Below are 26,482 nucleotides of genomic sequence, written 5' to 3' on the forward strand. Positions count from 1 at the left end.
CAGCTATGGGCCACTCGTCACCACCAGCAGTCACGATCTCCCCGGATCAGTTGCCGCCCTCGCGGCGAACCGGCTTTAGGGGATTTATGCACAAGCTGAATCAGCAACGGGCACTGGTATGGATGTCCGTCCCTTTTTTAATCTGGCTGTTTATCTTCAAGTATTTGCCCATCTGGGGCTGGACAATTGCCTTTCAGGATTTTAAGCCTGCCCGCAAGTTGCTCGATCAGCAATGGGTCGGATTAAAACATTTCCATTTTCTATTTCAGGATGAACACTTTCTGCGGGTCATGCGCAATACGCTGGCGATGAGCTTTATTAATCTGGTGCTGGGCTTTGTCACCGCTATAACATTAGCGATTTTGCTGAATGAGCTTCGCCAGCTCGTATTTAAGCGGGTGGTACAGACGATCAGCTATCTACCGCATTTTATTTCGTGGGTGGTCGCGGCTAGCATCATCAGTACGGCGCTGTCTGCGGATGGCGGCATCATCAATGAGGTGCTGATGTGGCTGGGGTTGATTAAGGAGCCTATTCTGTGGCTGGGCGAGGGAAGCTATTTTTGGGGCATTCTCGGTGCATCGGAGGTATGGAAAAATGTCGGCTGGAACACCATCATTTATTTGGCCGCGATGACGATGATTGATCCCTCGCAGTATGAAGCGGCCGAGATGGATGGAGCAGGGCGTTTTCAGCGAATTTGGCATGTGACATTACCCGGATTGAAGCCTGTATTTATCATCCTGCTCATTATGAACATCGGCAATCTGCTGGAATCCGGCTTTGAGCCGCAATACTTACTGGGCAACGGCATGAACGTGGATTATTCGGAGAATCTGGATATTTTCGTACTGAAATATGGTATCCAGATGGGTAATTTCTCGCTTTCCATTGCTGCTGGGATGTTCAAAACGGTAGTCAGCTTCATCTTACTGTTTAGTGCCAATCATATTGCGAAGCGGTTAGGGGAGGAGAGATTGTTCTAAAAAATAGTGAGTTATGGGGGGAGAAGGTCGCTTCGCGTGCGGATTGTTCTTCCGATCGCTGTTATCCCCGTATTTTCTTATTGGAATAAAGATCATAGGTTAAAATCCGGGGATAAAGGCGAACGCTCCGCTTCTTCAGAACAATTCCGCCCGCTCCGCTGCTACCCGCCGTAAAGTCACTTTTTTAAGAACTGAGGGTAGGGGCAGGGGAGAGCTTAAGGAAGGCGCGTGACTCGCGCTTCCTTGGGTAAATGCGCCATGATGGTTGGCTCAGCTTCGCTATCGCCATCGCCATTAGAGGCTGTTTTTTAGGAATGTGTTATTCGAAGGAGATAGCAGCGGGTGTGTGCTCTTCATACTACAGGAGAAGATCAGTGGATTTTCAGCAGGCCGCTTCGCTGACCTCATCAAGACCTTATGTGCAGAGCAAGATTACTTTTTTAGAAAGGAGCGGAAGTCATGGGCAAAGGGAAGGCCGTACACGGGCGATTTCGGGCCCCCTCGGATCGAATTTTTGATGCGTGCAATATCGTGTTTATGCTCTGCCTGATGGTGTTCACGCTGTATCCGTTTTTAAATACGCTGGCGGTTTCATTAAATGAAGCGAATGATTCGATTCGAGGCGGGATCTATTTGTGGCCGCGTGAATTCACGTGGAGTAATTATGAATATGTGTTCAAGGAAGCGACGATTTTCCATGCTACGCTGATTTCTGTATTACGTACGGTTGCGGGTACGGTGACCTCTGTGTTTTGCTGCGCGATGGTGGCGTATACGATCAGCCGGCCGGAATATGTGCTGCGCAAATTTGTTTCGATTGCTTTTATTTTAACGATGTATTTTAGCGGTGGATTGATTCCAAACTTTCTCCTGATTCGTGAGCTTGGGATGCTGGGGACTTTCTGGGTGTATGTCGTGCCGGGATTGATCGGGGTGTTTAATGTGATTGTCATTCGCTCCTTTATTGAGGGATTGCCGGAAGGGATTTTGGAGTCGGCGCGTATTGACGGGGCTGGGGAGTTTGCCACTTTTATGCGCATCGTTTTGCCACTGTGTGTTCCCGTACTGGCGACGGTGTCGCTGTTTACAGCGGTCGCTCAATGGAATTCCTGGTTCGATGTGTTTTTGTACAATTCGTCATATGAGCAATGGAGCACTCTTCAATATGAGCTGATGAAAATACTGCAAAATTCCAACACGTCTGTTAACACTCAGGACTATGCGAGCCAATTCGCTGGTTCGGAAAATCTGGCGAAGTCGGTCACGCCTACCTCGATTCGGGCCACGATGACGATTGTCGCTTCAGTGCCTATTATTTTAGTTTATCCTTTTTTGCAAAAATACTTTGTGAAGGGTATGACCTTGGGAGGTGTCAAAGGATAGTAACTGAAATCCAATGGTGCCCAATACGAATTCAAAAAATTTGAGTGCGGGAGGGATTGCTTTGCGGCCATGTTGGGTTAAGCCTTTTTGTCTGGTGCTGGCTGGAGCGCTGTTGTTATCGCCTGTTGGTTGGTGGGGAGCGTCTGTAGCGAAGGCAGCTACGTCTATAGAACATTCCCCGCCCGTTGCGGATACGGTGCTGTCAGCGGGTAATATCCATAAAACCATTGGAACGTATGGATTTGAGCAAGGAAACAGCGATGGCTGGAAGCCTCGGGGAACTTATACCCAAATTGCATCCGTCACGGAAGCAGCATATGGCGGCACGCACAGTCTGAAGGCAACCGCCCGCACAGCGGCTTGGAACGGGGCGGAGCTGGATGTGAAGTCGCTGTTGCAGCCGGATGTAGAGTATGAAATTAGTGGCTATGTGAAGCTAGATGGTCATTCTGCGGTTCCGAGCATGGTTAAACTTACAGTGGAGCAGCAGCCGACAGGTGGGACTACGACATGGAAGACGGTAGCGCAGACGGAGACGGCGGATACATCGTGGATCAAACTTCAGGGGAAATATACTTTTACCGGGGGGATGGATGCATTGAAGCTGTATGTGGAAAGCTCGAATCCCGCTCAGGCCTACTATGTGGATGAGGTAGAAATAACACAGGTATCGAAGACGCCAACGGAGCCGGCCAATGGTATCGTATCCGGGTTTGAAGATGGTACGGCTCAAGGATGGGTGTCCCGTATGGGAGCCGAGACCGTGCAGGTTTCGAATGCCGATGCACGAACCGGCTCATACAGTCTGCTGACAACAGGCAGACAAAAGACATATGCCGGCCCCAAGCTGGATGTGACTGCTACGATGCAAAAGGGCAGCCGATATACGGTCAGTGCCTGGGTGAAGCTGGCGCCGGGTGAGCAGCCTGCCAAGGTGAGGCTCAGCATACAGCGTGATCACCAAGGGGATAGTGCGTATGAAACTGTTGTAGGCGACACGGCTACTACGACAGGGGGATGGATGCATTTGTCTGGTACGTATACGCTTGCGCATGATGCAGACACCGTTTCTATGTATTTGGAAACGGCAGAAGGAACGTCTTCCTTTTATATGGATGATTTCGAGCTGTCACTTGTACCGCCGCTGGCTATTGAAAAGGACATTCCTTCTTTGCATGGATTATATGGGGGACAGTTTAGCATTGGCACGGCGATTGAAGCTTTCCAGACCGAAGGGGCTTACGGAGAGTTGGTACAGAAGCATTTTAACAGCGTCGTTGCAGGGAATGCGATGAAGCCAATCTCCTTACAACCGTCCGAGGGACAGTTCCATTGGGAGGAAGCAGACCAAATTGTGCAATTTGCTAGACAGCATGGACTGGAAATTCGCTTCCATACTTTGGTGTGGCATAACCAAACTGGGGATTGGATGTTCAAGGATAAGAATGGACAGCCGATGACGCCGACTGCTGAGAATAAAAAGCTTTTGCTGGATCGGCTGGAGACGCATATTCGCGCTGTTGCAGCCCGATATAAAAATGTCATCACCGATTGGGATGTGGTGAATGAGGTCATTGATCCTGATCAGCCGGATGGCATGCGCCGCAGCAAGTGGTATCAGATTACTGGTACTGATTATATTGAAAAAGCATTCCGTGTCACGAGGGAAGCGGCGGGCCCGAACGCACGACTATTCATTAACGATTACAACACACATGAGCCGAAGAAACGGGATTTTCTGTACAATTTGGTACGTGATCTGCTCGCTAAAGGTGTACCGATTGACGGGGTAGGCCACCAATCGCATATCCGCCTGGAGTTTCCCGCTATTAGCGAGATTGAGCAGTCCATAGAAAAGTTTGCTTCGCTTGGTCTGGACAATCAGATTACCGAGCTGGATATGGGTCTTTATTCCAATGACACAGATCGCTATGAAACGATTCCAGAATCTATGCTGATCCGGCAGGCTCACCGCTATCGGGCGCTGTTCGATATGTTTTCAAGGCAGCAGAATCATATCAGCAATGTGACGATTTGGGGTACGGATGATGGAAATACGTGGCTCAGCACGTTTCCGATAGCCCGGCTGGATAAGCCGCTACTATTCGACGAACGGTTAAAGGCCAAATATGCCTATTGGGCACTTGCTGATTCGTCCAAAGTCCCGCCGTTGCCAGCGGGGAATAACCAATGAATAGTTTGAATGAAACAGAGGAATAGAGCTGTTCAAAAGGAGAGCTGGAGCATGGCTACCTTACGCTATACGAATCCGGTTGTCCCCGGATTTTATCCTGATCCGAGTGTGATACGCGTCGGAGAAGATTATTACATGGCGGCAAGCTCGTTTGAATACATGCCGGGCTTGCCCATTTTTCATAGCCGAAACCTGACCGATTGGCGGCAGATCGGGCATGCGTTGAACCGGCGCAGTCAGATTGATTTGTCCACTCGCAAAAGCTCGGAAGGCATATATGCGCCCACACTGCGCTATCATCAAGGTGTTTTTTATCTGATTACGACAGATGTGATGGGGATAGGTAATTTTTATATCACATCTGTGAACCCCGCTGGGCCTTGGTCAGACCCGATCTGTATTCCTTACGGGAATATAGATCCGTCTCTGCTATTGGATGACGATGGGAAAGTGTATGTGACCGTACAATCCGGGGCAGATGCCGAGTCGCATATTATCCAGTATGAGATTGATATCACTACAGGTCAGGCATTGACAGAGCCTATAGCGATTGCTCACGGGGATGGCGGCGTATGGACCGAAGGGCCGCATCTGTATCACATCGGCAGCCACTATTATTTGCTCTGCGCATGTGGCGGAACGGGGCGTGATCATCGAACACTCGTGTATCGTGCGGAGGGCCCTTACGGTCCGTTCGAGCGTATGACAGAGCCGATGCTCACGCATAACGCTCTCCCTGCACATCCGATTCAGAACACAGGTCATGCCGAATTGGTTGAGGACACTCGTGGGGACTGGTGGGCTTTTTTTCTCGGTGTCCGTCCGGTGGTGGACATCGAGCCTGTGGCTGACCGCTTGGAGGCTGTCGAGCCTCAGGCTGAGGTACCACCTTCGTATAGCGTGCTCGGACGCGAAACCTTTCTGGCCCCCGTCCGCTGGACAACGGACGGATGGCCTACGGCTGACAACAACGCAGGCACGGTGCAATTGCACATGTCTGTAGACCGTCAGCCATTCAGTCTGGCGGAGCAGGCTCGCCCGCCTGCTTCTGCGCCGCTCGCGCCTGCAAAGCGTCATAGCTGGCGCGATGACTTTGGTGGTCAGCGGCTGGACTTCCGTTGGGCTGCTCCGCGCAGGCTGTGTGAAGCCTGCATCAGCCTGGAAGCGTGCCCCGGATGGCTAACGCTCATCGGCAATCGCCACACGCTGCTGGACGAAGCGCCGAGCGTATTCCTCGGCACCCGGCTGCGGCATCATCAGATCGCCGTCCGTAGCCGGCTTTATTTTCAACCACAGCATGAGGGCGAGGAAGCCGGCCTTGCGGTACGACTTAATGAGCACGGTCACTTTACGCTTGGTATTCGTCGGGATGGAGAAGGCAACATGCTTACTGTAGTGGTCTCGGTCGCAGATCAGGGAAAACGAACCGAATGGGTCTCTGTACCGCTGGCGGCTCCTGATATACCAAGCGGTGAAGGTATGGAGCTTCGCATCCTATCCGATGCGTATCATTTCGCCTTATCTTATGCTGTGCGTCCAGGCAACTGGGTACCGCTCGCTACGGTTCCGGCTTTTGTAGTCTCATCTGAAAGCAATGGCGGTTTCACGGGAGCGCTGATTGGCATGTATGCTGTATCGACCGTCGCTGTAGATGAACCGGTATCTGTCGCCGCGACTCCCGCATACTTTCAATATTTCTCCTACGATGGCTTGGACTATATAAGCCATATAAGCCAAACCTGAAGAATAAACGTCCAAACGGTGTAGATAGGAAAGTCGCCTTATACAAGCATAAAAGCAGGCTGTCCTTCACATGTGACATGTAAAGGACGGCCTGCTTTGTTATCGTAAAGGAATTACATTTTTATTCCAAATTGGCGTGTTGGCCAAACATAGATTTGGAGGTCAGCTTGCGCAGCTCCATCGTTCTGAGTACCAATGCGTCACCGTATAACAGCAGGGTTTGCTCAAACAATGAGCCCATAGGCTGAATCGTTTGGTAGTCCTTGTTGGACGGGTCCTTGGCCGCACCAGGCAGCTTGACGATGATATCGGCCAGTTTGCCAATGGTGGAACCCGGGGAAGTGGTTAGAAGCGCCAGAGAGGCCCCAAGTTTCTTTGCTTTTTCTGCCATGGAGGTCAGGCTTTTGGTTTCACCAGAGCCTGAACCAATAATGAGTAGGTCGCCCTCGCCCAAACCAGGAGTTACGGTTTCCCCGACCACGTAAGCTTGAATCCCCATATGCATCAGCCGCATCGCCAGCGAGCGAATCATGAACCCTGAGCGGCCCGCACCTGCCACGAATACCTTATTCGCAGCGGCGATGGAGTGGATCAGCTGCTCCGATTCTGTATCACTGATCAATTGTGGAACCAATTGCAGCTCCTTGAGTACCTCGGATAAATATTGAGAGGTTTCCATTGGGATTAACCTTGTTTGATGAGCTGTTGCATTTGGGAAGCTACAGCCTTTTTGTCGTCCTCGCCAGTGATACCACCGCCGACGATAACCAGATCCGGTTGAGCCTTCACGACCTCAGCCAAGGTGCTCAGTTTAATACCGCCAGCCACGGCAGTTTTGGAGTTTTTCACGACTTTTTTGACGGTTTGCAGTGCTTCGAACGGGCTCTGTCCTTCAGCTTGCAGATCGTAGCCTGTATGCACACAGATGTAGTCAACGCCCAGAGCGTCGATTTCTTTCGCACGTTGCTCCAGGTTTTTAACACCGATCATGTCCACCAGGATTTTTTTGCCGCCTTGTTTTTTCGCTTCTTCTACTGCACCTTTAATTGTTGCATCTTCAGCTACAGCCAAAATCGTAACGATATCTGCACCAGCCTCGGAAGCTTTTAGCACTTCATAGCCCCCTGCATCCATAACCTTCAGGTCAGCCAGCACTTTCAGATTCGGGAATGCTTCTTTCATTGCTTTTACTGCATGAAGTCCTTCATTGATGACAATCGGTGTACCGATTTCTACGATATCAATATACGACTCTACTTCTTTTACCAATGCAATACCTTGCGGGATATCTACTAAGTCTAAAGCCAATTGAAGTTCCATGTTATTAACTTCACTCCTTAAGTGAATTTATATTTTGATGAACAGGTACATGCTCTGTTGAGTATTACTCTATACTTTGGTTTCATGCACAGGTTTGATTGTAAGGCCCCGATATCCGATTGAAAAGTACGCACTAATTCGTAACGTAGTTACCCCGACGATACTATAGCATCATAAAAACCATTCATGAGAGAGCCTGCATTTTGTCTTCTTTAGCATTATTTCTATAAGGGGAGTCGATTATTCGTAACCAAGGATTTTGCAAAAATCCCATAAGCGACTTCCAATGAACAAGATATAGATCGAAATGGTTTAGTTCGTCTATATCTTGCACTTCGGAGCGACTGGAATCGAATTTTGCAAAATCCATAACCATACACAGCAATGTAAGGTTGCAAAAAAAAGAAGGTAGCGATGATTAAATTGACTTCAAGTTAGGTTTTGACTATATTTGTAATATACTGGTATGCAAAAAATGGAGGCTAAGAGCATAACTACCCTGAAGAGTAGCCGCTGTGCTAAGGGGTAATCGCAATTTTCAGGATAGGGAGGCGGGTTTTAGTGGAAGAGGTCCTGAACCAAAGGGAAGCCATTTATTTGTTGTCGGACAGCCACGAACTCGATAAAGCTTGTGAGTTGTTTAGAATCAGCTACACACATAATGATTGGGATGAAGCGAACAAAGTAGCAGATTATCTGCATACGTTGGCTGAAAGCCTGTATCACACCCAACTGAGAAATGCTGCAGACGGCAAGTATGAGACATTGGACACCAAACACCCGCTAGTGTTTTATTATGCTTACAGTTATCTGGCGAAGTCTATTTACTATCAGAATATGGGAAAGTATGAGGAAGCCAGAAACTATATTATGAAGTATAGCGAAATGGGCTGGTTTATGGGGCTGGATCAGAGCGGTCACGAAGAAGTAGAGAGATTCCGTTTCCTCGCCAAGGCCAATTTATTTACGATTGAATTACTTTCGGGGAGAAGGGAACTTTTGCCTGAGTACGTTCAATTTCTTCACGACAATGAAGAGGAGCTACTTCCAGGATTGGTTGGTATTGCCGAAGCGGCTAACTTGAATAATTGGAATATAGACGACCTGCTGAACGATTTTGCTGATGATATTAAGATATTTGAAGGTTATGAAGATAGAGCAAACCGCGTATATTATTTAAAACTGGTCAACCAGTTGGCCATTTACCATTTCAAGAAGAAGCAATACTCTGTTGCCTTAAATTATGTCCTTGATTCTCTGCAATTCTCTGCCAGTGTAGAAGCGGATGCCGATTTCAGGACATTGGTTGCTCTGTTTGAAACTTATCGAGATTTGGCAACACCATCACAGCAAGAGCAATACCAAACCATTTTATTAAGGGGGCTTCATAATGAAAAAGGCATTAATCTCGGTAACTATGGTCTTGGCGTTTCTTAGTATTGCTCTTCCGGTGGGAAATATTTTGGGAGGGTTAGACCCAGTGTTTCCTTCAAATCATGGTGTTTTTTCTTATACTGCTTGAGTTTCAGATTTAGACCATCAAGCCCGATAGGGCTTTTGTACATAAAGGGAGCACACTTTTACGCATTTTGCGATCAGTGTGCTCCCCTTTTTTATCCCAAGATTTATTTTATGGCATACGAAGTCAGGTCATTGGCCAGATGTTGCATCGTTTCACTCGCCTTTTGCATACGCTCCATCACTTCAGTGAAGGAGCCTACCAGAGTCGCCTGCTCCTGAGAAGAAGAAACAATTTGCTCAATTTCCTGCTCCATTTGACGAATGGAGTTTTGTACATCCTTAAGGGCTCCTTCAATATCGACCGTTGCCTTTTTGGATTCTACGGATAGCTTGCGCACCTCTTGAGCGACGATACCAAAGCCTGCTCCTGCTTCTCCTACACGTGCGGCTTCGATCGCTGCATTCAATCCAAGCAGGTTGGTCTGATCGGAAATTTCCTTGATGAACACAGCTACCTGATTGATTTTACCCGAGTTTTGTACGGCGATTTGAGTGTTTTTCAAAATCTGTTCACTGGTTGCCTGAAGCTCCTCGGAATGAGCCGCTACATGCTGTACCATATCAATGAGCTGCTCGGTGATGGAGCGATTCTCGGATACGATTTGATCCAGTTGATTTTTGTTAGTCAAATTATAAGAGGCCGCAAATGCTGCGATGACTTCACCTTTCTCGTCAAATACAGGGATACTGATCATATCAAGAGGAAACCCTAGAATTTCAGCAGGAATGTGGGTCAGGCTGGCCTCACGTCCATTTTTAAGCATGGCAAAATCTTTATAGTCCTCGAGCAGCTCCGAGCCTGTTTCAAAGCCGAGATCCATACCCTCCGATTGGGTATACATAAGGACATGAGTGCGGTCGAAGAGAGCAAGGGTCACTTTCTCACGCATAATCTGTTGTATGTAGGGAATGGCTGCAATTAATGCATCTATTGTATTCAAATAGATAACCTACCTTTCTTTACTAGATATATTTTTTATAGTCTCGTATATAGTTGTCGGTCTAAAGACGGATAAAAGTTATAAAGATATTGAAAATTTAAAGGGAAATGAAAGCTTCAGAAAAAAAGGCATACCGTTTCCATTACGGAACGATATGCATTCTATTTAATCTTAACGTGTCAGTGCTGTGTATAGGTAGTTCACTTGCCGCGTTGCTCGAACAGTTGTGCGATTTCCACAATAACCTTGGTAGCAAGTACCATGTTGTCCACCGATACATATTCAAACTTACCGTGGTAATTCTCCCCACCTGTGAAAATATTCGGGGTAGGCAGTCCCATGTAGGATAGCTGTGAACCGTCTGTACCGCCACGAATCGGCTTGATAATAGGTTCGATATTCAGCTTTGTCATTGCTTCATAAGCGACATCGACGATATGCTTGACTGGCTCTATTTTCTCTTTCATGTTGTAATACTGATCTCTCAGCTCCAGTGCAATACGGTTTTCTCCATATGCGGCCTGCAGCTCTTTGACTACATTTGTTAAATAAGCTTTCCGGTTTTCAAAGCTCTCGCGGTCAAAATCACGGATAATATAGTACAGTTTAGCTTGTTCTGCCGTACCTGTAGACTCCAAGAGATGATAGAAGCCATCATATCCGTCTGTATATTCCGGGGCTTCGTTTGCAGGTAACCGACTATGCAGCTCCATAGCGATTTTGGCAGCGTGGATCATTTTGTTTTTAGCCGTACCGGGATGCACATTCACACCGTGAATGGTAATATGGGCGGCTGCGGCGTTAAAGCTCTCATACTCCAGTTCTCCGAGCGGTCCGCCGTCTACCGTATAGGCATATTCAGCGCCAAAAGCGGCTACATCAAAGCGTTCCGGTCCTCTTCCAATCTCTTCGTCCGGTGTAAAAGCAACGCGAATTTTGCCATGTTGAATTTCTGGATGGTCAATCAGGTAGTGGATAGCTGTCATGATTTCTGCGATCCCGGCTTTGTTGTCTGCACCGAGCAGGGTGGTACCATCTGTTGTGATCAGGGTGTGGCCTTTATATTGAGTCAGTTCGGGAAACTCACGTGGAGAAAGAACCACACCAAGCGAAGCATTCAGCGTGATATCGCCCCCATCATAGTTTTCCGTCAATTGCGGCTTTACCCCTGCGCCAGTCAGCTCGGTAGCCGTATCGAGGTGAGCGAGGAAACCAATGACGGGAACCTCTTTATCCGTATTGGAGGGAAGGGTTGCCATCACATAACCATGATCATCAATGGTTACGTCTGTCATACCAATGGCTTTCAATTCGCCCACCAAAAGGTTGCCCAATGTGAGCTGTCCGGGTGTAGTGGGGCAAGTGTGGCTGCTTTCATCAGATTGGGTATCTACCTGAACATATGTAGTTAGGCGGTCAATCAGTTCCTGTTTCATGTGTGTATCCTCCTTGGTGTCATTTCTATTATGGTACGTATTTTATCATGATTAGGCTTATAATATGAAAAAAATGGTTGACCCTTTTCGGAATGACGGGTTGTGTTGCACAGGGGAGACGAGTAAGATAATAGTAAAATAAAAGTAAAAATAGAGTAAAACCATTAAAGGAGTCTGCAATGCCTACGTTAAAAGATATCGCCCAGGAGGCAGAGGTTTCGATATCCACGGTCTCCCGAGTGCTGAATTATGATGAAACACTGTCTGTATCAGAGGAAACGCGACGTAAAATTTTTGAGGTTGCCGAGCGCATGAAATATACGACGGTTAAACGTAAAAATGGCGGTATTGGTCGTCAGCCCCGCAAGAAGGCAGAGGGACCCATCCGGTTGGGTATGGTGCACTGGTTTAGCGCGTACGAGGAACTGGAAGACCCTTATTATCTGTCTATCCGGTTTGGCGTGGAAAAAGAGTGCCGCCAAAGCGGGGCGCAGCTGGAGCGTATTTTCAGAAGAGAGGACCTGACTGCGCTGAAGGCGTCATCCGAAGGGCTACATGGGCTGATCGTGCTGGGGCATTTTAGCAGCGAAGAGGTAGAACGTATGCTGGAACTGCCCATTCCTTGCGTCTTTCTGGATCATCCGGTAGAGCGAACAGGGGCAGACTATGTGGTCATTGACCTTGCTCACGCTGCGGCTGATGCACTGGATTATTTGATGGGCGCAGGCCATCGTCACATCGGATATGTAGGTATGGGCAAGGATGAGCAGTCCCATGATTCCGAACGAGTCGAGCTAGATGCCCGCTATGAGACGTTTTTACGGTATCAGGAACAGCACAGGCTGTGCACGTCGGATGATATTCATGTGTGCGGAGGAACGGCGGCAGACGGCTTCCGTGCGATGGAAGCGGCTATTCTGGCAGGAACAGAAAGCCTGCCTACAGCCTTCTTTGTCGCGAGCGATTCGGTGGCTATTGGGGTGTTAAAGGCGCTGGAGCAGCATCACCTTGCGGTGCCGGAACGTATCTCAATTGTTGGCTTCAATGATATTCCGACAGCGGAATATTTGACCCCATCTCTGTCAACGGTCAAAACGCATACCGAACTGATGGGAGAGACGGGCGTTCAACTCTTGCTGCATACGGTACGCAACGGTGCAAACGAGGTGGGGCGCAAGGTCATCATTCCGACCGAGCTAATGATTCGCAACAGCAGTGCGCCGCTACATACCGATACCAAATAAAATCGGCGTTATTGATTTGGACAGCCCCGGCTTACCGGGGTTGTTTTTTTGATATAAAAAGATACAAAAATGGATTGACAATTACCTTGTAAATGCTTACATTGAACATATATTTATTTTACTAAGTTTTACTCGTTATTTTTACTTAAATATTTTACTATGGTATAAGAGTGGAAAATAAAAGGTTGAGGTGACTGCCCATGCGTACCATTTTGCCGTTGAATGACCAATGGTTTTATCTTCCTGAATATGTCGAGAGCGAAGTAAGCGCAGGCATTGATGCAAGTCGGTATGAGCCAATTCAGCTGCCGCACACCAATGTAGAGCTTCCGTATAATTATTTTGACGACAAGGCATTTCAGTTTATTTCTACGTATAAAAGAGAGTTGAACATTCCGGCAGATGCCAAAGGTAAGCGAGTGTATGTTGATTTTGAAGGAGTCATGACCTATGCCCAGGTATTTCTAAACGGGGTAAAAGCGGGGGAGCATAAAGGTGGATATACACCGTTCAGCGTTGAATTGACCGAACTTGCCGAATATGGCGGCCCCAATGTGCTCACGGTCATTGTCGATTCAACGGAACGGGACGACATCCCTCCCTTTGGGGCAGTCATTGACTATCTGACCTACGGCGGTATTTACCGCGAAGTGCAGCTACGAATAGTGGAGCCTGTACACCTCGGAACGGTATTCATTCAGACACCAGAGCCGCTTGCGGCAAGCAAGACGGTGCACGTGGTCGTGGAGCTGGAGGGCATCAGCGATCAGCAGGACGACTTGACGGTCGCGCTGCAATTGCTGGACGGAGCGAGCGTGAAGGCGGAGACCGAGCTGGAAGCGGTGACGGCGGCGGAAGTAACGCTGGAGCTGAAAGAGCTGGGCGGCCTGCAGCTTTGGGATATAGATGATCCCAAGCTATATGAAGCGAAGCTGACGCTGCTACGAGGCGGAGAAGAGTTGGATCAGGTGACCGTGCGCTTTGGCTTCCGCGAGGCCGAATTTCAGCCGGACGGTTTTTACTTGAACGGGCGAAAGATCAAGCTACTTGGCTTGAACCGTCACCAGTCCTATCCGTACGTTGGCTATGCTATGCCTAAAAGAGCGCAGCGTCGTGATGCAGATGTGCTCAAGGAGGAGCTGGGGCTGAATATGGTACGGACATCCCACTACCCTCAGTCCCGTCATTTTCTAGACCGTTGTGATGAGATCGGATTGCTCGTTTTCGAAGAGATTCCGGGTTGGCAGCACATTGGCGGTGAAGCGTGGAAGGAGCAGGCGGTGAGGGACGTAGAGGACATGATTATCCGTGATCGTAATCATCCCTCCATTGTAATCTGGGGGGTACGAATTAATGAGTCGCAGGATGACCATGATCTGTACACGCGTACCAATGAGCTAGCACGAAAGCTAGATCCGACCCGTGCTACGGGTGGTGTGCGTTATATTGTAGGCAGTGAGCTATTGGAAGATGTATATACGATAAATGATTTTGTTCATGATGGTGGGCACAAAAAATATTTGGCGAAGGAAATTCGCAATTTTGATACGTATGACGATACAGAAGGCGTAGATGGCGAAACGACAGGCTTGCGCCAGCCGTCTCTCGTTACAAAGCTGGATCATCCGGTCCCTTATCTGGTAACGGAATATAACGGGCATATGTACCCGACCAAGCGTTTTGACCAGGAGGAACGGGTAATGGAGCATGCACTGCGCCATACGCGGGTCCAAAATGCTTCCTATGCCGATGAGGGCATTGCCGGGGCGATTGGTTGGTGTGCTTTTGACTATAACACGCATGCTGATTTTGGTTCCGGTGATAAAATCTGCTACCACGGTGTCATGGATATGTTCCGCCTGCCTAAATTTGCAGCGAGTGTGTACCGGAGCCAGAAGAACGTCGAACAGGAAATCGTTATGGAGCCGGTCACTTACTGGTCGCGTGGTGAGCGGAATATTGGAGGCATCGTGCCGCTGGTTGTGTTCACCAATTGTGATGAGGTGGAGTTCATCTACGGTCATGAGCGCAAAGGTGTTTATCGTCCGAACCGAGAGAAGTACCCGGCGCTTCCTCATCCCCCTGTCGTGATCGACGAGCTGACAGGCCACTGGGGCATGAAGTGGGAAGACGCTGTATTCATTGGATACGTAGATGGGCAAGAAGTGACCCGCAAATACTATTCACGTAATCCGGTGCCGACAGAGCTGCGGGTAGCTGCAGATGATATGGTGCTGGAAGTTGGCGATTGGGACGTAACCCGAGTAGTAGTGGATGCGCTGGACGAATACGGCAACGTCTTGCCGTTCTATGCAGATCCAGTTTCGGTGGAGGTCGAAGGGGTGGGTGAATTGATCGGTCCTTCAAGCTTATCCCTAATTGGTGGACGCATTGCATTCTGGATTCGTACGAAGGGGGAGGCTGGACAAATTCGTGTGAAGGTTTCTGCGCCTTCCCGTTTCGGTCCGCAGGAATTGAGCATTCACGTGCAATAAGGGAGCAAAGGCAACATATAATCCTACTAGCCGCTTGTATACCGTTTGAGACTTCCATTATTTAAAAAAGGAGTTGTCCGCAGATTCTGAAAGGGATCTGAGAGGGCAACTCCTTTTTGGCATAGCTTAGGGTATGTTAATCTATCAGTCTTTTAAATTGTGTCTTATTACTGAGTCACTTAACGTTACGCTCATAGATTGGAAGCATAGAATACACTATCAAACGCAAGGGAGGTGAGTTTTATGGCGATCCTTTTACCTTCGCAAATCTACAATCTCGCTGCGGGTGTGGGTAAATCCTTTTTTGAAAATTTGAAAGGCGGTAATAATGCTACAATTACCGTGAATAACACGGGTGCCAATCCGGTGGATCTGGTTGTTACACGTGTCAATGCTCCCGTGATCACGTATGTTATCCCGGCAGCCAATAGTCTGACGTTAGAAGTGGCTTTGTTGCTGGTAGCTGCTCTCCAAGCTACTCCAGCTGGAGCTGTGACAGGCACCATCCAAATTGCTACGGCTGATTTTTAACCTGTAACGACCTGACCCTCTAACTCTAGCTTTGCCGTATGGCAAGGTTAGAGTTTTTTTGTTTGAAATTTTCTGAAACTTTTTTCATATTGTGCCGATATATACATATAGCATAGCAAACAACAACATCGAAAAGGAGTACCCTGTATGAGCTTTAGCAATCCGGTTTTACGTGATGACATCTTTTTGCGCGAAGATGAAAGAGAAGCTAGTGAACAACGCATGACCATCGGAGGAACGGTGAACAAAACGTTGCTTCTGCTGGTTCTGCTCATCGTCTCTGGCAGCATTACCTGGTACATGACCTACGAGGGAACCGTAGAGGTGCTATCCTTGCTGACGGCAGGCTTTATTGGTATGGCAGGCGTAGCACTTGCGATATCCTTTTTTCCAAAAACCGCTTCGTTACTCTCTCCTGTATATGCGATTCTGAGTGGTTTTGCTTTGGGTGGCGTTTCAGCCTTTATGGAGTATGAGTACCCTGGAATTGTAGCCAATGCCATTTTGCTGACCGTGGGTATTTTGTTCTTAATGCTCTTTATGTACACACAGCGAATCATCAAGGTGACACGCGGCTTTATCTCATTCGTTGTCCTGTGTACGATGGCGATTTTTCTGGTGACGCTAGTTGATTTTATTTTGAACTTTTTCGGTATGAATGTTCCGTATATCCATGAAACGGGTTGGCTGGGTATTGGTATTAGTTTATTTATCGTGATCATTGCGGCTTTGAATCTGCTGGTTGATTTCAATTTTATTGAAGAGCAAGCAGATCAAGGTGCACCCAAATATATGGAATGGTATGGTGCTTTTGCATTGCTGGTGACTCTAGTGTGGCTGTATGTACGGATTTTGGATCTGTTGGCCAAGTTCAGTAAGAGAGACTAAGTGCAGGGTGAGAAGAAAAGGATGGCTGAATGCCGTCCTTTTTTGTATTAAATAGACGGTTTAAAAATTGCATTTTACGTTAAATACATAGAAGTTGGGTAAAACATAAAGACAGACAGGAGAGGAGTGAGTGTATGTATCAAGTGGTGCTGGTTAGGCATGGAGAAAGCGTGTATAACCGACAAAACCTGTTTACGGGCTGGACGGACGTGGACCTGACTGAACAAGGGACTCATGAGGCCATTGAGGCAGGACGTATTCTCAAGGAGGCAGGATATACGTTTGATTTGGCATTTGCCTCTGTGCTAAAACGATCTATCCGCACGCTGTATCACATCTTGGATGAGCTGGATCATCTGTGGATACCTGTGCAGAAGTCATGGAAGCTGAATGAACGCCATTACGGTGCTCTTCAAGGGCTTAGCAAGCTGGATTCCGCCGTGCAATACGGCGAGGAGCAGGTTCATATCTGGCGGCGTAGCCTAACAGTGCGGCCACCCATGCTGGATGAGAAGGACGAGCGGAGTCCGCATCGGGAAGAGCGTTATCGCAATATTAAGCCAGAAGAGCTGCCGCTTGGGGAAAGTCTGGAGGACACAGTGCATCGGGTCGGTGAGTTTTGGAAGCAGCGGATTGTACCTTTGATTCTCAAAAAGGATCGAGTTATCATTTCTGCACATGGTAACACTTTGCGGGCCTTAATCAAGTATATGGAGAATCTGGACGAAACCGCATTGCTGGATTTGAATATTCCCACAGGCATTCCCCTGGTGTACGAGCTGGATGAGCATATAGATCCCATCCGGCGCTTTTATCTCGGTGATCCGAGTCATGTAGAGGCTAAGAAGCAGGCTGTGGCCAACCAAAGCAAGGTAACGGAGTGACTTTCCATACACAAAGAGGACAGGGCGCTTCCTCGCATCCTGTCCTCTTTGTGTTGGGTATAGATTAAGCGTTCGCTTCTTCTTCTGTTTCCTGGCTGTCTTCCTCTGCGGGAAGTGCCCACACCGATACACTGCCGGCACGAACGGGAAATATGCCGTAGCCATCCTGCTCAATCTTTACGGTATGATCGTGACGCCCGGTCAAATCTATCCATTCTTCCGCTGCATGTTGTTTGCCTACGAACATGCGCTTTTCTCCGTCATTTGCGTTGGTGATCACCACAGCACATCCGGAGCCTTCCAGCTCAGGCACGCCTTGACGAACCCATCCAATCGTATGGGGATCATCGAAATAATCTTTTTGCTCACCATAAGCTTTATGGTATCGGGCATATAGAAGCGGGTCTAGCTCAGCCTGCTTGCCTTTGACGGGCGTTTGTCCCTGGATGCCGTAGTAATCGCCATAGAATACGCAGGGATAACCGTCCTTGCGCAGCAAGATAAGTGCATAGGCGCTGGGCTTGAACCAGTCCTCCACCCAGGATTCAAGCGCTTCATGCGGCTGGGAATCATGATTATCGACAAAAGTAACCGAGTTCAGGGGATGGGTATGAACAAGCGTATCCTCGAAAATGGTGCTTAAATCGAAATCCTTGCCACCCAAGGAAGCGCTATGTAGTTTGTAGTGGAGGGATACGTCAAATAGGTCGATTTTATAATCAATGGTATCCAGGAACTTTTGACACGATTCCAGATCCGGTTTCCAAAACTCGCCTACCATATAAAAATCCTGCCCGCGTTTTTTAATCATTTCTGTAGCAAACTCTCGTACAAATTCATGATTAATATGCTTGATTGCATCCAGACGGAATCCGTTGCATTGCAGAGTATCTACCAGCCATTTGCCCCAGCGGATCATCTCTTTGCGCACATCCTGATGATTATAATCAATATTGGCGAACATTAAATAATCATAATTGCCGAATTCATCATCTACATTTTCGCTCCAGCTTTTATTTTTACCTAAAATACGATAGATTCCTGTCCGGTCCTGGCTTGCATCGTAATCGGTTCCGTTAAAATGTTCAAAGTTCCATTGAAATGTGGAATACTGACCTTGACGGCCGGGGAACGTAAATTTAGTCCAGCCCTCGATATCAAAGGGCTCGGAAATGACCTCATTGCGGTTATCCGGATTGACCTCGACGACCTTGAACACTTCGGTTTCATCCGCGCCAGCCTTATGGTTCATAACCAGATCGACATAGACGGCCACACCGTGGCGAACGCAGGCGGCAACAGCCTCCAGCAGGTCTTCCCTGGTTCCGTATTTGGTGCGCACCGCACCTTTTTGGTCAAATTCGCCCAGATCATAAAGGTCATAGACGCCGTATCCCGTATCCTCGGGCGATTGGCCTTTGGTGACAGGTGGAATCCATATCGCGTCAATTCCTTTGGCCTTCAGTTCCGGCGCCAGGCGGGTAAGCTTCTTCCAGTGAGAACCGTCAGCTTCGACATTCCACTCGAAAAATTGCATCATCGTATGGTTCCTTTTCATGTGCGTCCCTCCTTCATATATAACAAGTTACCCACCAAGTGAGGGGGGCTAAACGTCAGACGGTCAATATGATGCTGAATGAAGAACAAGGATCGCTGTATAACGTATGCTAAATCATTAAAATTTGTTATACCTAAGTGTTCCCAACGACTCGGGTAGCTAGAAAAGGGAACGTGAAAACGGTAAAATGAATCTAACTTAACAATAGTTCGGGTTTTGGTGAAAACCGTAAAGCACGAGCAACAGAGGAAAGGAGGGGTGGACGTGACAGAACCGCAGCAGAACAAGGATGAAGAGAGCAAACCGCTGATTAAAAAATGTACGTATTGTCAGGAAATGAAACCTTTAACGGACTTTCAGCGCAGAACGGGTCGCCGGGCTGGTCCTTATTCACGGCGTGGTCCTTGCCGTTCCTGCCGAGGGTTGGCCCCGGCCCCGCAAGAACGTGCGGCTACGTCCGCTCCTTCCGGCGAGGAAACGAACCCCTCGGCTGCTCCCGTGACGCAGCATAGCCTTGAAGCAAATACGGCTGCGCACAGCCTGGAGGCGCCACTACCTATGGAGGCACAACGCCCCCGCAGGAAGCTGGTCACGGATAAAGCGCGTGAGCGCCACCGGCAACGGGTTCGGCATCTGCTTAGCAGGCTGAAGCCTGCGGATACCCGGGCATTGCGGCTCAATCGCAATGGCATGATTCGGCTAAGAGGCAAAACCGACCAGGGGAGACGCTGGCATCAAGAGATTGAGCTTGATCTGGCCATGACCCTGGTCAGAGAGCGTATGGCGGTGATTGTTAATCCATACACCGTGCGCAGACTGTATAGCAACAAGGAATTTCGTCAATATGTGCTTAAGCGTGACCGCTATACTTGCTTTTTTTGCGGAGACTACGGTGACACGATTGATCATTTACTGCCTCGGGCAAAAGGGGGGCACACGACGCCGGTCAATTGTGTATGTGCTTGCAATGAATGCAATCAAGTTAAGGCTGCCCGCGATGTAGATGAGTTCATTGAATCTGGTGTGCCGCAGCCGTCTCCTGATGATTTCGAAGCACCTGATAATCCTGATACTTCTGAAGACACCCTACGTAGGTAGGGCGATTCTGCCAATGCAGTTTGTTGCCCCACAAGTGGTGATGATCGGGCCTCCGTATGAATATATTTTGTGTTATTTTCATATTATCGAACTGAAACGTACGCTCTCTATTACCCTCCTCTAGCATAAAATGACCCTTTTTTTAAGGGAAACTTGGACAAAAATCGAGCTTATTCTAATTTTTATCTAAAATAACAATAAAAATTTTGCAGAAATTTGTGCAAATTTAAAATTTCTTCGACGATTGTGTTGTGAAAGGTGTAATATAGAGGTATAGGGTTCCGTTTCGGCCTGTTGTAGTCACGAAGGAGCGCTTCGTGGGATATTCCGCAGCAGTAACAACAGAATACCGTCTGAGCAATATACAATTGGCATCTGCGATAAATCAGTCTTGCCCTTTAGGGTATAGGCCGGTTTTAGCTGTGCTTCTTGCATGTTTAAGGGCGTGAATTCAATGCACGTTTTATTGCTAGAGTTTATGGATACAGGTTACGAGAAAGGAATGGACTTCTATTTTCACAGTAAAGGAGGACGTTCACGCATGTCTGAAAACCAACAAGAGGTGGCAGTAACACAAGAAGCTACCAAAGAGTCTCGGGATGTATTGGACCAATTGATGAAACCGGAGGTTCAGCAATCGCTGACCGTGCTGGTAGAAAATCTGCCCAAGTTGACTGAGATGGTTACTTTGATGACCGATGCTTATGATGTAGCTCGTAGTCTGGCGACTGACCCTGTCTTTATCGGAGATATGAAAAGCTCCATGGGAGAGTTTGTGAAGCCTGTTACAGATTCGGCTAAAGGATTGGCTTCTGCTGCAATTGAAGCAAATGACCGTGTACAAACTACGGACGGCAGCGTAGGTCTGTTTGGCCTGCTCAAAATGCTTAAAGATCCGAATGTACAAAAAACGCTGCGTTTCAGCCAGGCTTTCCTGGATATTCTGAATGAGCGCCAACGCGAAAGCAAATAATTACCTGATCAAGAACGGAGGATGGACATGTCGAAGCAAATTTTGATCTTGGGCGGCGGATACGGCGGATTGCTGGCCGCTCTTACAGCACGCCAGCATATGGACGCTAGCCAAGCAACCATTACAGTGGTTAACCGCTTTGCGTCGCACCAAATTATTACGGAACTGCACCGTTTGGCGGCAGGTACAATTGCTGAAAAAGCTGTTGCGCTTCCTTTGGAAAAACTGCTGCGTAACAAGGAAATTATCCTGAAAGTGGATACTGTTTCCGAAATCAAGCCTGACGATAAAAAAGTAACCTTGGCCAGTGGCGCTACGTTGAGCTATGACGCTCTCGTTATTTCCCTGGGCAGTGAAACGGCTTACTTCGGTATTCCAGGACTGCAAGAGCATAGCTTCACGCTGAAATCAGTGGCAGAAGCCAATCGCATTCGCGCACATGTGGAAGCTCGTCTGGATGCTTACAAGCAATCCGGTAACCAAGCGGACGCTACAATCGTTATCGGTGGTGGCGGTCTGACTGGCGTTGAGCTGGTGGGCGAATATGCTGACAAATTGCCTGCAATTTGTCGCGAAAAAGGTATTAACTACGAAGATATCAACTTGTATTGCGTAGAAGCTGGACCATCTATTTTGGCAGGCTTCCCTCAACCACTGGTTGATCGTGCAGTAACAAGCCTTGAAAAACGTGGCGTTCAAATCGTAGCGGGTGTTCCGATTACAGAAATGAAAGCTGACGAAGTTCTCTTGAAAGACGGACGTTCGATCAAAACGAACACACTGATCTGGACAGGCGGCGTACAAGGTAATGCACTGGTTGGCGCATCTGGTATTGAAGTAAACCGTGGTCGCGCAACTGTGAATGGTGCGCTGCAATCGACTTCTCACGAAGACATCTTCCTCGCTGGCGACAGTGCAGTGGTGTTCCCGAGTGAAGGCGAGCGTCCATACCCACCAACTGCACAGTTGGCTTGGCAAATGGGCGAATTAGTTGGTTACAACATCTTCGCTTATTTCAACGGAGCGAAAATGGAACGCTTTACACCAGTATTCTCCGGTACACTGGGCAGCTTGGGCAGAACAGACGCGATTGGTACTGTAGGCGCGAATGGCACCCAACTGAAAGGCGCTGTAGCCACTTTGATGAAGGAAGGCAGTAACATCCGTTACTTGTCCCACATCAAAGGACTTTTTGCATTGGCCTATTAATATTTCTTACATTTTATATGGTTCATTGGAAGAGAGCGCTATTCAGCGCTCTCTTTTTTGTAGCTTTTCTTTTCGACACTAGCGATACTCACGATTCATTAGTCTTAATTCACTTTCATCTTCGCTAACTCCGCCACCTGTGCAGGGGGGAGCGCACCTTCAAATATACTCAGCTCATCAATAGATCCTTTGAACGCAGGGTCCCACCAGTTGACACCTAAGCTGAATGATCCAGATTTAGAGGTAAAGACATCTGGAAATCCTGAGCCGGTAAATTGAATCTTTCCATTCACATACACGGCTAACATTCCACGATCTACAGTGAAGGCGAGATGTGTCCATTCATTTGTTTTGATCTTTAGGCCGGTACTGCCAGTATACCAAGATGAGCTGCCGGACCAGACCATTGTGTTATCCTTCTCAGGTCCTCTGGGCAAAAGGCTAATCCAGTGATTACTATCCATAGCTCCAAAGAAAGTTGGTGTATGCAGAGTCAATTCGCTTGGTTTTACCCACAGTGACACGGAATATGCTGAGCTGGATATGAGTCCTTCAGGCAGAGCAATGCCCGACTTTCCATCAAGGACTACAGCTTGGCCTCTTACGCCTTCAGCGTAGGACACACTCCCTCCCTGGCGATCGATTCGGTCACCGATAACTTCGCCATTAGCAAAAGCATCTTGCTGATCCTCCAGATTATTTTCAAACGTGTATGACGCAGTCAATGTTGCCTTCTCATAAGGGGATACCGTGATGTTAAAAATTTTGTCCCGACTACGTTCTCCCTTGGTAATGGTAGCTGTCAAAGTGGCAGATGCAGCCTTTTCTCCGATTCCTGGACGCTTGATTTCACCTGTATCCGTAATGACGCTTTGGTCTGAAGTTTTCCAGGTAATCCGGGATTGCCGACTGCCTTCCTTCGGAAGATTCAGGCTAGCCGTCACCCGACTTGTATCGCCAAGATCTAATTCACGATACACACTGTTCACTACTGTCGTATCGGTCATATCAGGGAGCTTGCTGCCCCAAGCCATCTCACCTTTATTCGATAAAACTGTAAACGCCAGGATGTATTGATTCGTAACCTGATCCCATTGTCTTAAGAACACCCCATCCAATACAGCACCATCCAGTGTTAATTGGATATTCGAATCCCCCGACTTGCGCCATGTTCCTTGCACATCGCCTTCAATGGTATGATCTGCTTTAAGCTGAATGAATTGCGTATTCTTGATCGTAGCCGAAGAATCACTGCCATGATTAATATATTGATAATCGCCAATGAATTGTTTTTCATCCAGCTTTGTAAGCGTCTCGCCACCATAACGATAAGGAGCTACGACAGGCCAGTCCTCCTGATTCATGAACATTTGGTGTACACGCAGCTCATGTGTCTCCCCCTGATGAGGGAATCGGGTATGAAAGACGACAAACATTTGTCCAGTAGCAGGATCGGTGTATACAGAATTGTGTCCAGGGGAAACATAGCCGTAGCCAGTGCCTGTACCGGGGTCACCTATTTTACTATCGAACAAGAAATTACCTATTAACTTGTTGCCATAAGTTATATTTTTGGTGTTTGCCGGCAGAACAGCATTCTGCCCTTTGGCATCTTTATAAGGTCCTGTCGGACTCTTGGAACGGAATAACCTCATGTTATACCCTCCGTCCGCTGCAAGGCCACCGTAGGTTACATACAAATAGTAATAACCCGTCTCCTGGTTGTATTCAATATACGGACCTTCCCCTGACTCACCGTATCCACCTGCGATCTTGGTGCCAAAATAACGATCAATGAGCCGACCGTCTTCTGTAGTTCCATCTTTACCTGGGTACATGGGTTTGCCAGTTGCTTTATCCAGCTCCAGTAAAAATATTCCCCCGGACCATGATCCATACGTCATCCACAAGCGACCGTTTGCATCGTAAAAAACGCTTGCATCGATTGCATTTGGGAGCATCCGATTCGCATAAGAACCATCGGTATTAAACCATCCCGGTCTGGGCCCCTCAAGCTTGCCTTCCTTAATAAGTTGTTGAATCGGCGTATTTGTCCATTTTTTATCTACCTTGCTATCTTTATCGAAAGCAGTATCCTTCGTAAAACCAGTGTGTATAATGGTATCCACATATTGATATGGACCCTCGATTTTGGGTGCAACTGCAATGCCGATCGCGGAACGAATGTAGGTGGAAGATGCACTATAATAAATCATATATGCCCCTTTTGTCCCATCCTCATTGACATAATGCTCATTCCAAAATACATCGGGCGCCCATACCGAGAATCCTCCCTTACTATCCGCATCATTCTCACCCGCCCAAGCGAAAGATCCGGCCAGATTCTTCGATAAATCCCCGTAAAGTGTGTTTCCAGGCGTGGTGTAACCGTTTGCAAAAGAAGTCCAGTTTGTAAGATCTTTTGACTTCGCCGCAGAGATATGTGACCCAAATACATAATAAGTGTCACCCTCTTTGACAATGGAAGGGTCATGAACCGATACATTAGAGAAGGTTGGCGCATCCTGCTTATTGTTCTGGTCTGGCACCGTTGCCGCCGCGTCTTTTGCACCTAATGGTGCGCTTGCGATTGCTAATAATAATGTTAGTGTTATTGCAATACTTTTCCTGACTTTACGTTTAACAAAACTTCTCATCATACACATTTGCCCCTTTCTAAATTGGAATACAGAGATATATTCTGCTTTCATTGCTAAATACCTTTCTATTTATAAATATTATTAATGTATTTATGAATTATATGGCTATAAGGAAGGTTTTAGCATCCAACACCGAGATATACCTGTAAGGTGAATCCTCATTATTTTAGAGTGAGCCAACTGGATGGTATGGTCTTTATTTAGGTAAAAATTATAAATTATGGTTGACGTTATATATTTGTGGAGGTATGCTAGTTTCGAAAAATAACTAGGAGGTTTGTGTATGTTTAGGAAAAATAAGTTTATTGGCATGGGATTAGCAACTATCCTCATGTGTTCTGCATTCTCGGGAAGCTTCGCTTATGCGGAAGCTAAGTCCACTACGTACGATGCTGCATTTTTTCAAAATCTCAAACAGCGGGCCATTGTCCATGAACTTCAAGAACACCAGATTGCCGTTAATCCGAAAGCATCTATTACTGAACTACTGAATACAGCCGATAGTACATCACTAAAAAGTAAAAATAATAGTGATCTAAAACAAAATCTGGAGAAGCTCAATAAATCGGAATACATATTTCTTACGCTCGATGGAGAAGTATACAGCTCAGAAAAAGGTTATGTAGGCATGGCAGATAAAGTTGAATCAAAAGAGGATAGTGTAACGGATGCTACTTATATGAAAACAAACTCTTTGAGTGAACCAAGCAACAATCATGATGTTTCCATATCAAGTAAAAATAATCCCACTCCATCGCAAGTGAGTGGAGGAACAACTGGAGCTTTTTCAAGGGTTCAATTGGATTATGATGGTTTTGATGGGGTTAATGCACGTGTGATTCTGCCAAGAGCTGAGGACCTAGGAGCAAACGAACAGCCATGGGCGTATTACGGTTTTGATGCGAAGAATGGACGGAAAATCGAGGGGGGATTTTCCTTTCAAACGGGCCAAAAAAGATACTTAGGATACATTAAAAATGGAGATTATAGATATTCTACAGAGTCGTGGGTAAATTACGAGGGATTTAATTCAGTTAAATTTTATATTGATAATAGTACCTATAACGCTTATCTGTTAGCCTACTACAATCAAATCGTCGTTATGCAAACCTCTTTTGACTCTTCAGACCTATCATCCATGTCTGTTAAGAGAGTGACAGCAATAGCGAAAAAAAACTTTGATGGCAGCAATATCTATGGAAGTGCTATCAATGGGGAGTTTTCAGAATTGGTAGTCTCTAAATTCAATTCAGATTATTATTATCCATGGGATGACTATCGGGATTACTCGTTTTGGGATGGAAGTCAGTGGTTCGGTACGATTGATTGGCCCACCGATTATATTACTCATTTTGGTCCAAGTGTATGGATCAGAAATCCAAACCGATAAGAACAATTAGTTAAACAATGGCTCAAGC

Annotated in this window: 20 protein-coding genes; 14 read left to right on the forward strand and 6 right to left on the reverse strand. The window is 47.3% G+C overall.

The window, feature by feature from the left end; genetic code table 11:
• Window positions 1–5 precede the first annotated feature (5 nt).
• The 4 genes from BM358_RS13740 to BM358_RS26495 all read left to right on the forward strand — a co-directional run bounded on the left by BM358_RS13740 (window position 6) and on the right by BM358_RS26495 (window position 6,306).
• Window positions 6–986, forward strand: a complete 981-nt coding sequence (locus BM358_RS13740; protein WP_023990911.1) for an ABC transporter permease — start codon at window positions 6–8, stop codon at window positions 984–986.
• Window positions 987–1,445: 459 nt separating this feature from the next.
• Window positions 1,446–2,369: a carbohydrate ABC transporter permease gene (locus tag BM358_RS13745; RefSeq protein ID WP_028540826.1), complete on the forward strand. Its 924-nt coding sequence runs from the start codon at window positions 1,446–1,448 to the stop codon at window positions 2,367–2,369.
• Window positions 2,370–2,430: 61 nt separating this feature from the next.
• Window positions 2,431–4,563, forward strand: coding sequence for an endo-1,4-beta-xylanase (locus BM358_RS13750; protein ID WP_028540825.1), 2,133 nt, complete (start codon window positions 2,431–2,433; stop codon window positions 4,561–4,563).
• Window positions 4,564–4,614: 51 nt separating this feature from the next.
• Entirely contained in the window at window positions 4,615–6,306 is a 1,692-nt protein-coding gene (locus tag BM358_RS26495; RefSeq protein WP_028540824.1) for a glycoside hydrolase family 43 protein, read from the forward strand.
• A gap of 121 nt (window positions 6,307–6,427) precedes the next feature.
• Here the strand turns inward: BM358_RS26495 and hxlB are convergent, their stop codons facing one another.
• Together hxlB and hxlA are read right to left on the reverse strand one after the other, a co-directional pair.
• Entirely contained in the window at window positions 6,428–6,985 is a 558-nt protein-coding gene (gene hxlB / locus BM358_RS13760; RefSeq protein ID WP_023990908.1) for a 6-phospho-3-hexuloisomerase, read from the reverse strand.
• Between the two features lie 5 nt (window positions 6,986–6,990).
• Window positions 6,991–7,626: a 3-hexulose-6-phosphate synthase gene (hxlA, locus tag BM358_RS13765; RefSeq protein ID WP_013312540.1), complete on the reverse strand. Its 636-nt coding sequence runs from the start codon at window positions 7,624–7,626 to the stop codon at window positions 6,991–6,993.
• Between the two features lie 561 nt (window positions 7,627–8,187).
• Here hxlA and BM358_RS13770 point away from each other — a divergent pair.
• Window positions 8,188–9,063 (forward strand): hypothetical protein, encoded by an 876-nt coding sequence (locus BM358_RS13770; RefSeq protein ID WP_023990907.1) that lies wholly within the window; start codon window positions 8,188–8,190, stop codon window positions 9,061–9,063.
• Between the two features lie 188 nt (window positions 9,064–9,251).
• On the opposite strand, the gene BM358_RS13775 is transcribed toward BM358_RS13770, so the two are convergent.
• Together BM358_RS13775 and pepT are read right to left on the reverse strand one after the other, a co-directional pair.
• Complete coding sequence (locus tag BM358_RS13775) at window positions 9,252–10,088, reverse strand: methyl-accepting chemotaxis protein (protein ID WP_023990905.1); 837 nt, start codon at window positions 10,086–10,088, stop codon at window positions 9,252–9,254.
• A gap of 200 nt (window positions 10,089–10,288) precedes the next feature.
• On the reverse strand, window positions 10,289–11,524 hold the full coding sequence (gene pepT, locus BM358_RS13780; protein ID WP_023990904.1) for a peptidase T: 1,236 nt from the start codon (window positions 11,522–11,524) through the stop codon (window positions 10,289–10,291).
• Between the two features lie 179 nt (window positions 11,525–11,703).
• On the opposite strand from pepT, the gene BM358_RS13785 reads away from it, so the two are divergent.
• The 5 genes from BM358_RS13785 to gpmA all read left to right on the forward strand — a co-directional run bounded on the left by BM358_RS13785 (window position 11,704) and on the right by gpmA (window position 17,566).
• Window positions 11,704–12,768 (forward strand): LacI family DNA-binding transcriptional regulator, encoded by a 1,065-nt coding sequence (locus BM358_RS13785; RefSeq protein ID WP_028540823.1) that lies wholly within the window; start codon window positions 11,704–11,706, stop codon window positions 12,766–12,768.
• Window positions 12,769–12,968: 200 nt separating this feature from the next.
• Window positions 12,969–15,263, forward strand: a complete 2,295-nt coding sequence (locus tag BM358_RS13790) for a glycoside hydrolase family 2 protein (RefSeq protein ID WP_028540822.1) — start codon at window positions 12,969–12,971, stop codon at window positions 15,261–15,263.
• Between the two features lie 243 nt (window positions 15,264–15,506).
• Window positions 15,507–15,794, forward strand: coding sequence for a hypothetical protein (locus tag BM358_RS13795; RefSeq protein WP_023990901.1), 288 nt, complete (start codon window positions 15,507–15,509; stop codon window positions 15,792–15,794).
• Window positions 15,795–15,941: 147 nt separating this feature from the next.
• Entirely contained in the window at window positions 15,942–16,682 is a 741-nt protein-coding gene (locus tag BM358_RS13800; RefSeq protein ID WP_028540821.1) for a Bax inhibitor-1/YccA family protein, read from the forward strand.
• Window positions 16,683–16,816: 134 nt separating this feature from the next.
• Window positions 16,817–17,566 (forward strand): 2,3-diphosphoglycerate-dependent phosphoglycerate mutase, encoded by a 750-nt coding sequence (gene gpmA / locus BM358_RS13805; protein WP_025721385.1) that lies wholly within the window; start codon window positions 16,817–16,819, stop codon window positions 17,564–17,566.
• A 64-nt stretch (window positions 17,567–17,630) separates the two neighbouring features.
• On the opposite strand, the gene BM358_RS13810 is transcribed toward gpmA, so the two are convergent.
• The gene (locus tag BM358_RS13810; protein ID WP_023990898.1) at window positions 17,631–19,124 is read right to left on the reverse strand and encodes an alpha-amylase; all 1,494 of its coding nucleotides are present in this window, start codon (window positions 19,122–19,124) and stop codon (window positions 17,631–17,633) included.
• A gap of 264 nt (window positions 19,125–19,388) precedes the next feature.
• Here BM358_RS13810 and BM358_RS13815 point away from each other — a divergent pair, with 264 nt between their 5' ends.
• The 3 genes from BM358_RS13815 to BM358_RS13825 all read left to right on the forward strand — a co-directional run bounded on the left by BM358_RS13815 (window position 19,389) and on the right by BM358_RS13825 (window position 22,404).
• Entirely contained in the window at window positions 19,389–20,222 is an 834-nt protein-coding gene (locus tag BM358_RS13815) for an HNH endonuclease (RefSeq protein WP_028540820.1), read from the forward strand.
• A 541-nt stretch (window positions 20,223–20,763) separates the two neighbouring features.
• Window positions 20,764–21,195: a DUF1641 domain-containing protein gene (locus BM358_RS13820; protein WP_013312528.1), complete on the forward strand. Its 432-nt coding sequence runs from the start codon at window positions 20,764–20,766 to the stop codon at window positions 21,193–21,195.
• A gap of 27 nt (window positions 21,196–21,222) precedes the next feature.
• Window positions 21,223–22,404, forward strand: coding sequence for an NAD(P)/FAD-dependent oxidoreductase (locus BM358_RS13825; protein ID WP_023990895.1), 1,182 nt, complete (start codon window positions 21,223–21,225; stop codon window positions 22,402–22,404).
• Window positions 22,405–22,508: 104 nt separating this feature from the next.
• Here the strand turns inward: BM358_RS13825 and BM358_RS13830 are convergent, their stop codons facing one another.
• Window positions 22,509–25,064, reverse strand: a complete 2,556-nt coding sequence (locus BM358_RS13830; RefSeq protein ID WP_028540819.1) for a LamG-like jellyroll fold domain-containing protein — start codon at window positions 25,062–25,064, stop codon at window positions 22,509–22,511.
• Between the two features lie 283 nt (window positions 25,065–25,347).
• On the opposite strand from BM358_RS13830, the gene BM358_RS13835 reads away from it, so the two are divergent.
• The gene (locus BM358_RS13835) at window positions 25,348–26,454 is read left to right on the forward strand and encodes a hypothetical protein (RefSeq protein WP_028540818.1); all 1,107 of its coding nucleotides are present in this window, start codon (window positions 25,348–25,350) and stop codon (window positions 26,452–26,454) included.
• The last annotated feature ends 28 nt before the right edge of the window (window positions 26,455–26,482 follow it).

It is taken from the genome of Paenibacillus sp. cl130 (genome assembly GCF_900116035.1).
Classification (GTDB): Bacteria; Bacillota; Bacilli; order Paenibacillales; family Paenibacillaceae; genus Paenibacillus; species Paenibacillus polymyxa_B.

Coding starts and splice junctions, on each gene's coding strand:
- BM358_RS13740 (WP_023990911.1), top strand. CDS start 6: ATGGGCCACTCGTCACCACCAGCAGTCACGATCTCCCCGGATCAGTTG.
- BM358_RS13745 (WP_028540826.1), top strand. CDS start 1,446: ATGGGCAAAGGGAAGGCCGTACACGGGCGATTTCGGGCCCCCTCGGAT.
- BM358_RS26495 (WP_028540824.1), top strand. CDS start 4,615: ATGGCTACCTTACGCTATACGAATCCGGTTGTCCCCGGATTTTATCCT.
- hxlB (WP_023990908.1), bottom strand. CDS start 6,985: ATGGAAACCTCTCAATATTTATCCGAGGTACTCAAGGAGCTGCAATTG.
- hxlA (WP_013312540.1), bottom strand. CDS start 7,626: ATGGAACTTCAATTGGCTTTAGACTTAGTAGATATCCCGCAAGGTATT.
- pepT (WP_023990904.1), bottom strand. CDS start 11,524: ATGAAACAGGAACTGATTGACCGCCTAACTACATATGTTCAGGTAGAT.
- BM358_RS13785 (WP_028540823.1), top strand. CDS start 11,704: ATGCCTACGTTAAAAGATATCGCCCAGGAGGCAGAGGTTTCGATATCC.
- BM358_RS13790 (WP_028540822.1), top strand. CDS start 12,969: ATGCGTACCATTTTGCCGTTGAATGACCAATGGTTTTATCTTCCTGAA.
- BM358_RS13795 (WP_023990901.1), top strand. CDS start 15,507: ATGGCGATCCTTTTACCTTCGCAAATCTACAATCTCGCTGCGGGTGTG.
- BM358_RS13800 (WP_028540821.1), top strand. CDS start 15,942: ATGAGCTTTAGCAATCCGGTTTTACGTGATGACATCTTTTTGCGCGAA.
- gpmA (WP_025721385.1), top strand. CDS start 16,817: ATGTATCAAGTGGTGCTGGTTAGGCATGGAGAAAGCGTGTATAACCGA.
- BM358_RS13810 (WP_023990898.1), bottom strand. CDS start 19,124: ATGAAAAGGAACCATACGATGATGCAATTTTTCGAGTGGAATGTCGAA.
- BM358_RS13820 (WP_013312528.1), top strand. CDS start 20,764: ATGTCTGAAAACCAACAAGAGGTGGCAGTAACACAAGAAGCTACCAAA.
- BM358_RS13825 (WP_023990895.1), top strand. CDS start 21,223: ATGTCGAAGCAAATTTTGATCTTGGGCGGCGGATACGGCGGATTGCTG.
- BM358_RS13830 (WP_028540819.1), bottom strand. CDS start 25,064: ATGATGAGAAGTTTTGTTAAACGTAAAGTCAGGAAAAGTATTGCAATA.
- BM358_RS13835 (WP_028540818.1), top strand. CDS start 25,348: ATGTTTAGGAAAAATAAGTTTATTGGCATGGGATTAGCAACTATCCTC.